The sequence below is a fragment of the Mesorhizobium sp. M0195 genome, from assembly GCF_040322115.1.
Classification (GTDB): Bacteria; Pseudomonadota; Alphaproteobacteria; order Rhizobiales; family Rhizobiaceae; genus Mesorhizobium.
The window spans coordinates 47,902-61,856 of sequence record NZ_JAMYSV010000002.1; the positions used below are offsets into that span (position 1 = coordinate 47,902).

Consider the following 13,955-nt stretch of genomic DNA (forward strand, 5'->3'; position numbering starts at 1 on the left):
CAGGCGTCTACCGCATTGACTCAGGTCGGTTCGGTGATGGCAATGATCACCCCTTCATCGCTGCCCGCACATCCTTATCTTCGAGGGTTTGGTCCAGCGTCATCCGCGTGCGTTCGACGATTCCATCAATATCGTCCTCGGTGCAGCAGAGCGGCGGCGCAAAGCCGAGAATGCCGCTGTTGAAGGCACGGATGACAAGGCCGTTCGCCCACGCGCGCTCGAAGATGCGGCGCCCCGGATCGGCCGCCGCCGGCAGCGGTGTCTTGCGTGCCTTGTCGGTGACCAACTCGACTGCTGCCAGCATGCCGCGACCGCGAATGTCGCCAACCAGCGGGTGGTCGGCGAGCGAGCGAAGGCCTTCCATCAACCGCTTCCCCACCTTCCGCCCATTCTCGAGCACGCCATCTTCATAGAGACGCAGACATTCGAGCCCGACCGCCGCGCTCACGGGATGGGCCGAATAGGTATAGCCATGGCCGACAGCCGCCTTGCCGGCTCCGTCCGCGATCGTATTGTACACATGGTCCGACATGAAGACGGCGCCCATCGGCACGTAGCCCGAGGTCAGTCCCTTCGCCGTGGTCATGAAATCCGGCACGACCTCGTCTTCCTCACAGGCGAAGAGAGGGCCTGTGCGGCCAAAGGCAGTGATGACTTCGTCGGCAACGAACAGAATGTCGTGTTCCTTGCACACGGCATGCAGAGCCTTCAGCCAACCTGTCGGAGGAACGAGGACACCGCCCGAACCCTGGATTGGTTCGGCGTAGAAGGCCGCAACGCGTCCCGCGCCGAGTTCTGCAATTTTGGCCCGCAGGGCCGCGACCGATGCGCCGATGATCGCCTGCGGATCGGAACCGACTGGATTGCGATAGGCGTAGTGCGAGGGAATCTTGTGCTGCCAGTCGTAAGGCACGCCGAAACCCGCATGGAAAGCCGGGATCGCGGTCAGACCTGACCCTGCCGTCGAGGATCCATGGTAGCCGTGCTCGACCGAGATGAACTGGTCCTTTTGCGGCGTACCCTTGGCATGGTAGTAATAGCGAATGAAGCGGATCGTACTGTCGACTGCGTCGGAGCCGCCAAGCGTGAAATAGACATGGTTCAAATCGCCGGGCGCCAGCTCGGCAAGCCTGGCAGCAAGGCGAATGGCAGGCTCGGATCCGAGCCCGAAATATCCCGTCGCATAGGGAAGCTCTCTTAGCTGCTTTGCCGCTGCTTCAACGACGCTTTCCTGGCCATATCCGATGTTTACACACCATAGACCGGCGAATCCGTCCAGCAGGGTTTTCCCGCTTGCATCGGTCACGGTAGCGCCCTTGGCGGATTTGAGCACCCGCACGCCCGTCTCCTCGTGGCTCCGATAGCATGAAAACGGGTGAACCAGATGTGCGCGATCGAGTTCGATCAGTGAGTTTGCCAGCATTTGCTTCCTCCGATTCAGCGTAGTGCCTGACTTACGAGAGCGTAAGTCCGGTGTGGTGCGGTTTCGTCCTTCAGCTCGTTTTCCAGCGTGATCTGCTGCGCGGTCACGGTTCATTTCGGGCCTGAATTCGCCTAGGCCGAAGATAGCCCGCCGTGGGCAGCAGTTCCTCCCGACCAGAACCTGAGCGATGGGCGTTTTGACTTTCCTTTGTCGCCGGCGCCGCATCTTATGCCGACGCACGGCTGAAGGATCGCGCTCCCGCCGAAGCTCGAAACGAACTCAGGCGCAACTCTCTGCCAAAGCTCTCACGCAATACAAAACAATCTGCTTCAGGGCGCATCGAATGCGGCCACTAGTCTTCTCCGGTCCTCATTATGATCCTTGCTGTTAAAGGCACGCGGTGCCGACAGGATTGGAAGGATCGACGCCCATGACCCAGTTCAGACCGAAATACATCACCTTCGACTGCTATGGTACGCTGACCAACTTCGACATGGCCGGTGCGGCGAGACGCGTATACGGCGCACGGCTCTCCCCAGCTGGGATGGCGCAGTTCATCAAGGATTTCTCGGCCTATCGCCTCGACGAGGTTCTTGGCGCCTGGAAGCCGTACAGCGAGGTCGTGCACAATTCCGTGGAACGGACCTGCAAGCGCAACGGCGTCGCATTCCGGCCCGAAGATGCCCAACGCATCTATGCGGAAGTGCCGACGTGGGGTCCGCACCCGGATGTCCCGGCGGGCCTGGCCAAGGTCGCCAAGGAGATTCCGCTGGTGATCCTGTCGAACTCCATGAAGAGCCTGATCATGTCGAATGTGGAGAAACTCGGCGCACCCTTTCACATGGTCATCACGGCCGAGGAGACCGGCGCCTACAAGCCCCAGATGAAGGGCTTCGAATATATGCTCGAGAAGCTAGGCTGCGGCCCGGAGGACATCACACATGTGTCGTCTTCATTCCGCTACGATCTCATGACGGCCTATGATCTTGGCATCAAGAGCAAGGTCTGGGTGAACCGCGGCCATGAACCTGCGAACCCCTTCTACGAATATACCGAAATCAAGGATATCGGCGGTCTGGCCGGCGCCGTCGGGCTGGAGCCTGTTCGGGAATTCGCCTGAACTTTGTTTGCTGGCGCAGTCGCACCAGGCTGAGGCACTCCCAGACGTTAATAATCACTGGTCGCGATAGAGAAAGGGGCGGTTTTCACCGCCCCTTTCTTGTGGTTCCAACGCTTTAGGGCTGCAGGTATTTCCACGTGCGTGCAAGATAACTAGTTAAGCCCGCCAACATGAAGCGCCTTGACCTCGAGATATTCCTCGATGCCGAGCTGCGATCCTTCGCGCCCCACTCCCGACTGCTTGACACCGCCGAAAGGCGCAACCTCGGTCGAGATCATGCCTGTGTTGAGCCCGACCATACCGAACTCCAGTGCCTCGGCAACACGCCATGAGCGCTTGAGGTTGTCGGTGTAGAAGTAGGCGGCAAGGCCGAACGGCGTACCGTTCGCGATGGCGATGGCCTCTTCCTCCGTCTCGAAGCGAAAAAGCGGCGCCACTGGACCGAACGTCTCTTCCGATGCCAGGAGCATCCCCGCAGTAGCTTCTCCCAGCACGACGGGCCGTGCATATTGCTTACCCTCCGGCATCGTCTCGCTTTGGGCGATGATCTGCGCGCCTTTCGCCTGAGCATCGGCGATGTGACGCTCGATCTTGTCGATCGCGGCTGCGTTGATCATCGGGCCGATCTCAGTGCCCTCATCGGTCCCTGCGCCAACCTTCATCCGCGTGACGCGCCGGCTCAGCTTTTCGGCGAAAGCGTCGTAAACGCCTTCCTGCACAAGAATCCGGTTCGCGCAGACGCAGGTTTGACCGCCATTGCGGAACTTGGATGCGATCACCCCTTCAACTGCCTTATCCAGATCGGCGTCGTCAAAGACGATAAAGGGTGCGTTGCCGCCAAGCTCCAGGCTCAGCCGCTTGATGCTATCGGAGGCGCCACGCATGAGCAGCGCACCGACGCGGGTCGAACCGGTGAACGAGATCTTGCGCACCGTCTGATTGGCCATCAGTTCGTTGCCGATTTCGACGGGCATGCCGGTCACAATGTTGATCACGCCTGCAGGGATACCTGCCCGTTCCGCCAGAACGCCGAGCGCCAGCGCCGAGAATGGCGTAAATTCCGACGGCTTGATGACAACCGTACAACCTGCGGCCAGCGCCGGTGCTACTTTGCGTGCGATCATCGCGTTGGGGAAATTCCACGGCGTGATGATGGCGCAGACGCCGACGGGTTCTTTCAGCACCAGAATGCGGCGATCGGCCGTGGGTGACGGAATGGTCGAGCCACCGATCCGGCGCGCCTCCTCCGCAAACCATTTCACAAAAGATGCGCCGTAGCGGATTTCCGCCAACGCCTCGGCAAGCGGCTTGCCCTGTTCCAGCGTCAGCAGGAGCGCGAGATCCTGTTCGTGCTGGCGGATGAGGTCGTGCCAGCGTTCCAGAAATCCTGCACGCTCGGCATGCGTCCTTTTCTTCCAGCCTTTGAATGCCTCGGCCGCGGCATCGATTGCCGCCCTCGTCTCGTTCTCCCCCATGGCGGAAACGGTGCCGAGAACACTTTGGCTGGCAGGGTCAATGACATCGACCGCGCCCTTCGTTTCCGCATCCCGCCAGACACCGCCAATCAGCGCCTGCTGGCGAAAAAGGTCGGAGTCGTTGAACATGCCAATCTTCGTCATCGCATTCATGGTCTTTCCTCTGCCCTTTCAGCTTAATCCTGCCAGCACGGCCTGCATGATCGTTTCAGTCCTGTCCTTGCCTGCGATCGTGCCAATCCCCCGCGCGGTTGCGGACTTGATTGCCGACATCACTTCGGCCGCAGCGTGCCCCTCGCCCAGATGCTCGAGCATCATGGCACCGGACCAGATCGCGGCGATCGGATTAGCGACGCCGAGATGCGCGATGTCGGGCGCCGAACCATGGACCGGCTCGAACATGGAAGGCACGCTGCGATCGGGATTGATATTGGCGGAGGCGGCGTAACCCAGCCCTCCCTGAATGGCCGCTCCAATATCGGTGAGGATGTCGCCGAAAAGGTTCGATGCGACGATCACGTCGAGGCTTTCCGGCACCAGGACCATGCGGGCGGCAATGGCGTCGATGTGGTAGTGCGAGACCTCCACGTCGGCATAGTCTTTCGCCACCTCGCGCGTGACCTCATCCCAGAAAACCATGGAGTGTTTCTGCGCGTTGGATTTGGTGACAGATGCGAGCTTCTTGCGACGCGCCCGCGCCTGTTCGAAACCGAAACGGATGATCCGTTCGACACCCGTACGCGTAAAGATCGCAGTCTCAACCGCGACCTCATCGGCCGTGCCGGAATGAACGCGCCCACCGGCGCCGGAATATTCGCCTTCCGTATTCTCGCGGATGCACAGGATATCGAAACCATCGGAGCGGAGAGGCCCCTGAACGCCCGGCAACAGCCGGTGCGGTCGTATGTTGGCATACTGCGTGAAGCCTTTCCGGATCGGCAGGAGCAGTCCGTGAAGCGATACTGAGTCGGGCACTTCCGCGGACCAGCCCACAGCGCCGAGATAGATCGCATCGAATTTTCGGAGTGTCTCGATGCCGTCTGACGGCATCATTGCACCGGTCTCCAGGTAGTAGGCGCACGACCACGGGAATCTTGTGTCATCAAGGGCGAAACCGCCCTGCTTAGCCGCCGCCTGCAGCACCTGCCATGCCGCCTGCGTCACGTCCTGGCCGATGCCGTCGCCGGGGATCAGCGCTATCTTGTAGGTCTTCATGGATGGAGGTCCTCATTCGCACTGGCGTCGCCGCAACAGTAGTCGACCGCCCGCCGCATTTTCCGTCGAGGTTGATGCCTCCGACGGCGTCGAATCGCGTCAGGCGGAACCTGGAAAGCCGATTGTTCTGGAACCGCCGCGCGCTATTCGGCCGGACCTTGAGCACTGAACTCAGTCATAAACGCAGACGTAGATCTTGCGTACGGTCTCGATCGTGCGCCAGACGCCGACGAAACCCGGTTTCATCACGAAACTGTCACCGGCGCGGTAGGTCTTGGTCTCACCGCCCTTCTCCTCGATTTCGACGAGACCCGAAACGATATGGCAGAACTCGTAGATAGTGCCCTTGATCGAATGCGTCTCGCCGGGCGTCGCCTCCCAGACGCCGGTCAGAACCTTCTCACCTTTCGAGGCATCCTGCGCCCAGGTCTTGAAGGATGGATTGCCGGAAATGAGCCGCTCCGGAGCCGGTAATGCCTCCTTCGGCGCGAAGTCTGGAACTGTGTCGATCGTGATCAGAAGTGACATGTGATGTTTCCTGGTTAGTAGCCGAGTGTCCGATCGACGAGGCCGATCAGTTCTTCTCCGGCGCGGTGGCGCCGGATGTTGTCGACGACGGATTGTGCCGCCGTATGCGGTTGCGTCACCGAGGCGATGTGCGGCGTTATCATCACCTTCGGATGCGACCACAGCGGATGGTCTTCCGGAAGCGGTTCTGGATCGGTGACATCAAGCATCGCCGCAGATACGTGACCGGTGTCGAGCGCATCGATCAGCGCGGTCTGGTCCAGTTGCTGACCCCTGCCGACATGCAGCAGTTGAGCCCCGGCGGGCAGTAAGTGGAAGAACTCCGCGTCGAGCATGCCGTGCGTTTGTTCCGTGAGCGGGAGCAGGCAAACGAGAATATCCGTTTGCTTCAGAAAGCCCGCGAGTTGGTCCGTGCCGTGAAAGCAGGCGACGTCCTCGATCCGCTTTTCGCTGCGGCTCCACCCGGCAAGCTGAAACTGGAACGGCTTCAAACGCTCGATAGCCGCGCGGGCCAGCATGCCAAGGCCGAGAAAGCCAACCCGGCGTTCGGCCGCCTGTCGAGCGGCAATCGGTTTCCAGAGGCATCTTTTCTGCTGCTCAAGATAAGCGGGCATCTCGCGGTGGAGCGCCAACACGCCGAGCGCAACGTATTCCTGCATCATGCGTATGATGCCGTCCTCGACCATGCGCACAAGCTTCACATGGCTTGGCACCACGTCCTGCTTGAACTGGTCGACGCCCGCGCCGATGGAAAACAGCACTTCCAGATTGCGGTAGCGCGAGATCTCGTCCGGCACCGTCCAGGTGATGAGATAGCGCACCTTCTCCGGCTCCATCTCATCTCCGGAATGGAAGAAATCCAGATCCGGGAGCTCGCGCGCGAATATCTCGCGGAAGACCGCAGCACGCGCCGCATCGGAATTGAAAAGAAACGCCATGGCGACCGCCCTTCCTTCAGGCCGCAAGACGCGCGCCAAGCCCCTCGATCATCTTCCGGCAAGCGGCGAGTTCACCGATCTCGATATACTCATTGGGACGATGGGCACGGCCGATGTCGCCAGGACCGCAAATGATCGCGTCGATGCCGGCCTGCTGGTAAAGCCCGGCCTCCGTGCCGAAGCTGACGGCTGTGAGCGGCTCCTGCCCCGTCAGCTCGGTCAGAACGGCCGCTAGCGCGCTCCCGTTCGCGGGCGCGAGGGCGGGATAGGTGCTCAACTCGTGCCACGCCACATCGAAGCCACTGTCTCGCAGGGCGAAAAGCCGGGTCTTGACAGGCTCAAGCAGGGAGGCTGGAGAAACGCCGGGCACGGCGCGCACCTCGATATCGGCTGTGCATTGGCCAGGGATGATGTTGACCGCCTGTCCACCGGCGATGACGCCCACCTGCAAGGAAGAATATGGGGGCTCGAAATTTTCATCGAGCGGCCCGTCGGCGAGGGACTGGCCGTAGACCACGGCGTATGTGATGACGCTGGCCATGGCGTGCACAGCATTGAGTCCGAGATCGGGGCGTGAGGAATGGCCGGATCGCCCGATCACCTCGAGCCGCGCGGCGGCCTTCCCCTTGTGCGCGCGCACAGGCTGCATCCTGCTCGGCTCGCCGACAATGGCGCCAAGCGGCCTCTCGCATAAGCTCGGCAACGCGGCCAGGAGATGCGGCACACCACGGCACCCCGCCTCTTCGTCATAGGAGAATGCGAGATGAACTGGCTGCCGCAGGTTCATCGCCGCAAGTCCTGGGAGCGCGGCCAATGCGCAGGCGAGGAAGCCCTTCATGTCGGTGGTGCCGCGGCCGTATAGCCTGCCGCCCTCGCGGCGCAGGACGAACGGATCCGAGCTCCATTCCGGCTCGCCGGCCGGCACGACATCCATATGTCCGGAGATGATGTAGCCCCGACCCTGGCGCGGGCCGATCGTCACGAAGAGGTTGGACCGGTCGCCCTCGGGACCGGGCAGAACCGTCACCTCGGCTCCGGCTGCCTGACAGTAGTCGCGGATCCAATCGACGATCGCGCGGTTTGGCGTGCCCACAACAGAGGGAAATCCAATCAGCGTCGCGAGGATTTCTTCCACGTTCATGGCGGTCCGCTCTAATCGCACATTATCACCGGGTGCAACCAGCGTATCCGCAGGCAGCAGAGTTCGCTGCCGAATTGCGTCATGCTTTGGCCGAAGATTGCGAAAAAGCACCTCGAACCAGCGAAACCTGCTGGCTTTCCCGTATAATGCTACGGCAAAAGAGGCATGTCGCGACACGGCGATCGATCACAACGTCACACCGCGTGCCTTGCGCATTTGTTGAAGGATCGACTGAGATGCAGAGATCAGTACGCCTGAAATCCTTCGAACTGGTCGCGCGGGACATCAATGATGTCGACGTTGAGCTGCTGCACGCGCTGTCGATCTCAGTCCGCTGGCCTCATCGGCCGAAGGATTGGAACCTACTGCGTCGCGCCGGCCAGGGCATCGTTGCCGTTGATGGTATTGGACGCGTTTTCGGCAGCGCGATGTGGTTTCCTCACGGGAACGATTTCGCCACCATCGGCGTAGTGATCACAACGCCCCGCACGCAAGCGCAAGGAGGCGGCCGGTGGCTCATGGACCTAGTCCTCGAGCAGTGCGGCGATCGCAACTTGGCACTCAATGCTACCCATGCTGCCTATCCTCTTTATGTCTCACTCGGTTTCACGACCGAGGCGACTGTATACATGCGCCAGGGTGAAGTCCCACCGATCCTCCCAACAGTGCCGTCCCTGGACGGTCAATTGCAGGCGCTGTCGAGCGACAGGCTGAAGGAAATCACGGCGCTGGACACCCGCGCGTTTGGGACAAACCGCGAGAGGCTGCTCACGTTGCTCGCGGCCGATGCCTCAATCTGCACTTTGAGCCGCGGCAGCGAGATCGTCGGCTATTCCATGTGTCGCGAGTTCGGGCGTGGTCACGTGATCGGCCCGATGGTCGCGCGAAACGATCTCGACGCGGTCCATCTTACAGCCGTGCATCTGAACGGACTGGCAGGACGATTTGCCCGTGTCGACACCCGCGAGAAGGATGGCGTGTTTGCCGCGTTTCTCCAGCAGTGCGGCCTCGGCATTGCCGAGACCGTTACGACCATGTCCAAGGGGCGCCGCTTTCTGAACCGGGAAGACAATGGGCCTTGGGTCTATGGATTGGCCGGCCACGCCTTGAGTTGAATGCAGCACGCTGTCGCCTTCAACCAGCGGTTAGAGGACCAGGTCGATCAGTGCGGGCGTCGATCAACCGGCTTAATGCCGTTGCCGTCACGCGGCCGGAACGGCTGCCGCCTCGAATCTGCTCCGAAGCCCGGATTCGGTCTCCGCTGCCGGCATTGTGAGCGTCCGACGCCCATCCGCCACGCCATCCACGATGACATGGCCGATGCCGCGCGAGCACGGCTCGATGCGCGCGTTGAGATGATAAATGTCCCGCAGCAGATGTGAGGTGATGATGTCCCGCGTTGGCCCGCATGCGACCAGCCGGCTGTCCGCGATGACCATTGTCTGATCGCTGAAGCGCAGGGCCTGATTGAGGTCGTGCAGGGCGATCAGCACGACCATGCCTCGCGCCCTGGCAAGTTCGCGCATGAGACCGAGCACTTCCACCTGCCGCGACAGATCGAGTGCTGATGTCGGTTCGTCCATCAGCAGGACCTCCGGCTCGCGCACCAGCGTCTGTGCCAGGCTGGCGAGTTGCCGCTGGCCGCCGGAAAGCTCGCCAATGTTGCGGAAAGCGATGTCGGCGATGCCGAGCGCCGCAAGGATCTCGTCGATGCGAGCCAGATCATCGTCGCCCACGGACCAGCCCATACCCTGCTTGCGGGCGAGCAACACTGACTCATAGACGGTGAGCACCGCGTTGGCGGACGTTTCCTGTGGCATGTAGCAGATGCCGCTCGTCCCGCGAATGGCCCCCTCGACATGCATTGCTCCCGGTCCGTGCAGGAGGCCGGCGATTCGCCTGAAGAGCGTCGACTTCCCGGCGGCATTCGGACCGATCACGGCCACAATGTCTCCGCCCTCGAACGCTGGCGTCGTCACATCCCGAAGCCGGAGGCTCGTGCCGTAGCGCGCGCCGAGCGCCTCAAGCCGGATCGTCACCATGAGCGCCTCGTGCTGGACAGGATGAGCGAGATGAAGAAGGGAATGCCGATCAGCGAGGTGACGATCCCGATCGGGAAGACCGTCCCCGGGATAAGCGACTTGCTGACGACCGAGCTGGCCGACAGGATGAGCGCGCCCGCGAGGGCCGATGCGGGCAGGAAGAAGCGTTGGTCCTCGCCGATGACCATGCGCGCGATGTGCGGGCCCACGAGGCCGATAAAACCTATGGTGCCGACGAAGGCGACGGGAATGGCGGCGAGGAGGCTCACCAGGATGAGCGTCTCGAGCCGCAGGCGACCGACTTTGACGCCGAAGCTGGCCGCCTTGTCCTCACCGAGCCTCAACGCAGTCAGCGCCCAGGCGCGCCGGGCGAAAATGGGTAAGACTGCGAGGAGAATGAATGTGGTGACCGCAAGCTTAGGCCAGGTGGCCTTGGTGAGGCTGCCCATTGTCCAGAAGACGACCGCCGCCAGCGCTTCCGCCGACGCGAAAAACTGGACGAGCGCGAGCAGGGCGTTGAAGGTGAAAACCAGCGCGATGCCGAGCAGCACGATGGTCTCCGCGCTGACGCCGCGCTTGACGCTCAGCACGTGAATTAGGAAGGCCGCCAGCATCGCCATCACGAAGGCGTTGATCGGCACTACATACTCGACTGCGGCGGGGACAAGCCTCACCGCGAAGGCAAGCGCAAGCGCGGCGCCGAAGCTCGCGGCGGCGGATATGCCGAGCGTGAAGGGGCTCGCCAGCGGGTTGTTGAGGATGGTCTGCATCTGCGCGCCGGCCACGGCGAGCGCCGCCCCTACGACAATCGCCATCAGGGCCACCGGCATGCGGATGTCCCAGAGCACCACGCGCACCTGCTGCGGCACGGTGTCGGGGAACACAAGGGCCCGCACGACCTCACCGAGGTCGTAGCGGGCGGGACCGACCGCAAGGTCGACGCACAGGCTGAAGAGCAGAGCAGCGCCGAGGCCGGCAAGGATCAACTGCCGCCGCCAGACGAGAGCGCGGTAACGCCCTCGTCCATCGGTGCTGTCGAGCGCGGTGCTGACGGCCGCCGATTCAATCGACATCGGTCAGCGAGACCCAGTGGCCGGGCCTGTATGCGATGGGCAGGAATTTCTTGTGCAACTCGCTGAAGGTCACCTCAGGATCAAGGTCGGCGAAAAGATCGGGATGCAGCCACTTCGCCATCTGCTGGACGGCCACGAACTGATAAGGACTGTTGTAGAACTGATGCCAGATGGCATGCACCGCGCCGTCCTCGACGGCCTTCACGCCGGTCAGAGCCGGCCGCTCGGTCAGCGCCTTCAGCTTGCGCACCGCCTCCGCCTCATCACGGCCGGGGCCGACGCCCACCCAGGCACCGCCCGATACATAGGCGTCCCACGAGCCGCCGGTGACGATGATCTGATCCGGGTCGGAGGCGATGATCTGTTCGGGATTGAGTGTGCCGAAGGTGCCGGGGATGATGTCCTTGGCGATGTTGTCACCGCCTGCCATCTCAACGAATTTGCCGAAATTGTCGTCGCCGAAGCTCATGCAGCAATCGTCTGAATAGCCGCCGGCGCGTTCGATGAAGACCTTGGGCCTTTCCGGCTTGGCCTTCTCGATTACGTCGGTAACGCGCGCGATCTCGGCGGCGCGCCAGGTGATGAATTCCTCGGCGCGCTCCTCCTTGCCGAACAGCCTGCCAAACAGGCGCATGCTGGGTTCGGTGTTGGTAAAGGGACGCTCGCGGAAATCGACATAAACCAACGGAATGCCGGCAGCGGTGAGCTTCTCGATATACTTGGCGTCTTCCGTGGCCTGCTTCGACTCGATGTTCATCACGATGACGTCGGGCTTGAGCGATATCGCCTGCTCGACGTCGAAAGTGCCGTCCTTGAAACCGCCGAATGTGGGGATATTCGCCATCCTTGGGAATTGTTCCAGATAGGCGGCGTAGTTGTCCGGATCCGCTTGGCTGAAATCCTCGCGCCAGCCAGCGATGCGCTTGAACGGATCCTCGGTGTCGAGCGCCGCGACGAGATAGACCTGCCGGCCCTCACCCAGGATTACCCTCTCGACAGGCACGTTCACCTTGACCTGGCGGCCCGTGATGTCAGTCACTGCAACCATTTCGGCCCTGGCGGCCAGCGTCATCGACAGAGCGACGATAGCGGCCGCCATCGTCGCTGCTGGGATCTTTCCGAAATTCATCGCGCCCTCTCTTGAAATGGATCAGCCGGAGGTGGCTTATAAAAGATGACTTCAATTCTCAAGAAATATCTTTTAGAGCCATTCCAGACTGGTACGACGACAAGGGGTCTGGAATGGCGGGCGAGCCCAATTATTCGCTGCGGGACGAGATACGCGACTATTGGTCGACGCGCGCCGGAACATTCGACCTTTCGGTGGGGCATGAAATCTTCTCACAGCGGGAACGCCTGGCCTGGCACAGGCTGATACTCAAGCACTTGGGGCGCGGGGATGGGCGTCGCGCTCTCGACCTCGCTTGCGGCACCGGGGTCATATCCCATCTCATGCACGACCTGGGTTATGCCGTGACCGGGCTCGATTGGTCAGAGGCCATGCTTGCCCGCGCGCGTGCAAAGGCGACGCAGAGGGAAAGCGGCATCCGGTTTCTGATCGGTGACGCCGAGCGAACCCTTGAAAAAGCAGAAAGCTACGACGTCCTCGTCACTCGTCATCTCGTCTGGACGTTGGTGGATCCGCGAGCGGCATTCGCCGAATGGTTCTCGCTGCTCAAGCCGGGCGGACGGCTGCTGATTATTGATGGTGATTTCGTCAGTACGACCTGGCTAACCCCTCTGCGACAAGTCCTGGAAAGGGCGGTTGGCCGGACGGTCGGGCCGGTCCACGAACTGGATCAGGTGATGGCGGACCGCCATCGCAGCATCCTGTCACGGCTGCACTTTTCGCGCGGCGCCAAAGCGGACGAGGTCTGCGCGCTTCTGGTTGAGGCTGGCTTTGAGATGCCCGTGGTCGACACCCGGCTCGGCGCAACTCATCGTGCGCAGGCGCGGCACATGAACTTCCTCAGGGCGCTGGAACGCTCGACGCAGCATCGCTACGCGATTTGCGCGACCAAGTCGGCCTGGTAGTTGGGGAATTCTAACGATTTCCACAACCATCTATCGGCGATCGTCGGCTCCCACCCCGCCATTCTGATCTGACATCCGTAGCGCAGACAGAATCCGATTGCTCGCAGCGGCCTCTAAAGACGCGACAGCACAGGGCGAAAGACCACCGCGGAAAGAGACTTAGAAAAGAAGCTGTACGGATTGTCCCTGCGCCGAGAGCAGTTTGACGGCCTTCCGGTCAAACGAGACGAAAGTCTCCCCGCCAAGCCAGCCGCCGTCAAAAGCGATCACGCCGTCCGCGAAATCGCCGCCGGCATCGAGGACTGACAGCCCTGACTCAACTGCCGGCCGGTTGACGACAACATTCGCGGTGTTCAGCAACGCCCGGATCGCCGCGGCAATATTTTCGCGCTCTGTCTGGTACTGCCGGGCCAGAACCCGGGCGAACTCGCACAAGCCTGCAAGCTCACGGCCACGATGTCCGCTTTGGCCAGCAGGTCGACGGCAATGGCGGCCTGCGCGTCATCATCGGCGACATAGGCGCGCAGCAGCACATTCGTGTCGGCCGTCACCCTCATTTCTTGCCGGACCCGGCCGCCGCGCCCGCTTCCGCTATCGCCTCGTTGATCTCCTCGATGCTGAGCACCCGGCCGTTCGTCTTGCCTCTGAGGAAGCCGTGGAGGTCCCGGAACGACCCGTTCGCCCGTGCAGCCCTCAATTCCGCCCGACCGTCGGGCAGCAGATCAAGCTCGATCTTCTCGCCCGGTTTGATGCCCAGATGTTGCAGCACGTCATTGCGGAACGTCACCTGTCCCCTTGTCGTCACTGTCAACGTTGCCATGTTAAACATTCCTGTTCTCGCGATAAGATCATGCAAATCTGCATTATTATCAATGCAGATGGTCGGGGGGCCAAAGCTTGGCGTCCATGCGGCGACTGAATGGCATTGATGCCTTTTAGAAAGCCGTCAGGCATCGTGGATTCGCG

The 13,955-nt window shown here is 61.6% G+C and carries 13 protein-coding genes and 1 pseudogene; 3 read left to right on the plus strand and 11 right to left on the minus strand.

Annotated features, from left to right (window positions below; all coding sequences use genetic code 11):
- Positions 1–46: 46 nt before the first annotated feature.
- Positions 47–1,423, minus strand: coding sequence for an aspartate aminotransferase family protein (locus NKJ12_RS05075; protein WP_352701466.1), 1,377 nt, complete (start codon positions 1,421–1,423; stop codon positions 47–49).
- 430 nt (positions 1,424–1,853) lie between these two features.
- On the opposite strand from NKJ12_RS05075, the gene NKJ12_RS05080 reads away from it, so the two are divergent.
- Entirely contained in the window at positions 1,854–2,543 is a 690-nt protein-coding gene (locus NKJ12_RS05080; protein WP_352701467.1) for a haloacid dehalogenase type II, read from the plus strand.
- A 152-nt stretch (positions 2,544–2,695) separates the two neighbouring features.
- On the opposite strand, the gene NKJ12_RS05085 is transcribed toward NKJ12_RS05080, so the two are convergent.
- The 5 genes from NKJ12_RS05085 to argE form a co-directional block, all read right to left on the minus strand.
- A complete protein-coding gene (locus NKJ12_RS05085; protein WP_352701468.1) occupies positions 2,696–4,171 on the minus strand; it encodes an NAD-dependent succinate-semialdehyde dehydrogenase in 1,476 nt (491 codons plus the stop codon).
- 18 nt (positions 4,172–4,189) lie between these two features.
- Positions 4,190–5,233 carry a tartrate dehydrogenase gene (locus NKJ12_RS05090; protein WP_352701469.1) on the minus strand — a complete coding sequence of 348 codons (1,044 nt, stop codon included), beginning with the start codon at positions 5,231–5,233 and terminating at the stop codon, positions 4,190–4,192.
- 171 nt (positions 5,234–5,404) lie between these two features.
- Positions 5,405–5,761, minus strand: a complete 357-nt coding sequence (locus NKJ12_RS05095; RefSeq protein ID WP_023678793.1) for a cupin domain-containing protein — start codon at positions 5,759–5,761, stop codon at positions 5,405–5,407.
- Between the two features lie 14 nt (positions 5,762–5,775).
- Positions 5,776–6,699, minus strand: coding sequence for a 2-hydroxyacid dehydrogenase (locus NKJ12_RS05100; RefSeq protein ID WP_352701470.1), 924 nt, complete (start codon positions 6,697–6,699; stop codon positions 5,776–5,778).
- 16 nt (positions 6,700–6,715) lie between these two features.
- The gene (gene argE / locus NKJ12_RS05105; protein WP_352701471.1) at positions 6,716–7,840 is read right to left on the minus strand and encodes an acetylornithine deacetylase; all 1,125 of its coding nucleotides are present in this window, start codon (positions 7,838–7,840) and stop codon (positions 6,716–6,718) included.
- A 236-nt stretch (positions 7,841–8,076) separates the two neighbouring features.
- Here argE and NKJ12_RS05110 point away from each other — a divergent pair, with 236 nt between their 5' ends.
- The gene (locus NKJ12_RS05110; RefSeq protein ID WP_352646234.1) at positions 8,077–8,955 is read left to right on the plus strand and encodes a GNAT family N-acetyltransferase; all 879 of its coding nucleotides are present in this window, start codon (positions 8,077–8,079) and stop codon (positions 8,953–8,955) included.
- Positions 8,956–9,042: 87 nt separating this feature from the next.
- Here the strand turns inward: NKJ12_RS05110 and NKJ12_RS05115 are convergent, their stop codons facing one another.
- Genes NKJ12_RS05115 through NKJ12_RS05125 form a run of 3 tightly spaced genes read right to left on the minus strand, consistent with a single transcriptional unit; the run spans position 9,043 to position 12,054 of the window.
- The gene (locus tag NKJ12_RS05115; RefSeq protein WP_352701472.1) at positions 9,043–9,882 is read right to left on the minus strand and encodes an ABC transporter ATP-binding protein; all 840 of its coding nucleotides are present in this window, start codon (positions 9,880–9,882) and stop codon (positions 9,043–9,045) included.
- Positions 9,876–10,955, minus strand: a complete 1,080-nt coding sequence (locus tag NKJ12_RS05120) for a FecCD family ABC transporter permease (protein ID WP_352646232.1) — start codon at positions 10,953–10,955, stop codon at positions 9,876–9,878. The genes NKJ12_RS05115 and NKJ12_RS05120 overlap by 7 nt, the downstream gene beginning before the upstream one ends.
- Positions 10,945–12,054, minus strand: coding sequence for an ABC transporter substrate-binding protein (locus tag NKJ12_RS05125; protein WP_352702051.1), 1,110 nt, complete (start codon positions 12,052–12,054; stop codon positions 10,945–10,947). Before NKJ12_RS05125 ends, NKJ12_RS05120 begins: the two co-directional genes overlap by 11 nt.
- Before the next feature lie 143 nt (positions 12,055–12,197).
- Between NKJ12_RS05125 and NKJ12_RS05130 the strand changes: the two genes are divergently transcribed.
- Positions 12,198–12,989: a class I SAM-dependent methyltransferase gene (locus tag NKJ12_RS05130; protein ID WP_352701473.1), complete on the plus strand. Its 792-nt coding sequence runs from the start codon at positions 12,198–12,200 to the stop codon at positions 12,987–12,989.
- Positions 12,990–13,148: 159 nt separating this feature from the next.
- Here the strand turns inward: NKJ12_RS05130 and NKJ12_RS05135 are convergent.
- Positions 13,149–13,546, minus strand: a pseudogene (locus NKJ12_RS05135) (type II toxin-antitoxin system VapC family toxin).
- Positions 13,543–13,809 (minus strand): AbrB/MazE/SpoVT family DNA-binding domain-containing protein, encoded by a 267-nt coding sequence (locus NKJ12_RS05140; protein WP_352701474.1) that lies wholly within the window; start codon positions 13,807–13,809, stop codon positions 13,543–13,545. The pseudogene NKJ12_RS05135 and the gene NKJ12_RS05140 overlap by 4 nt, the downstream one beginning before the upstream one ends.
- Positions 13,810–13,955 lie beyond the last annotated feature (146 nt).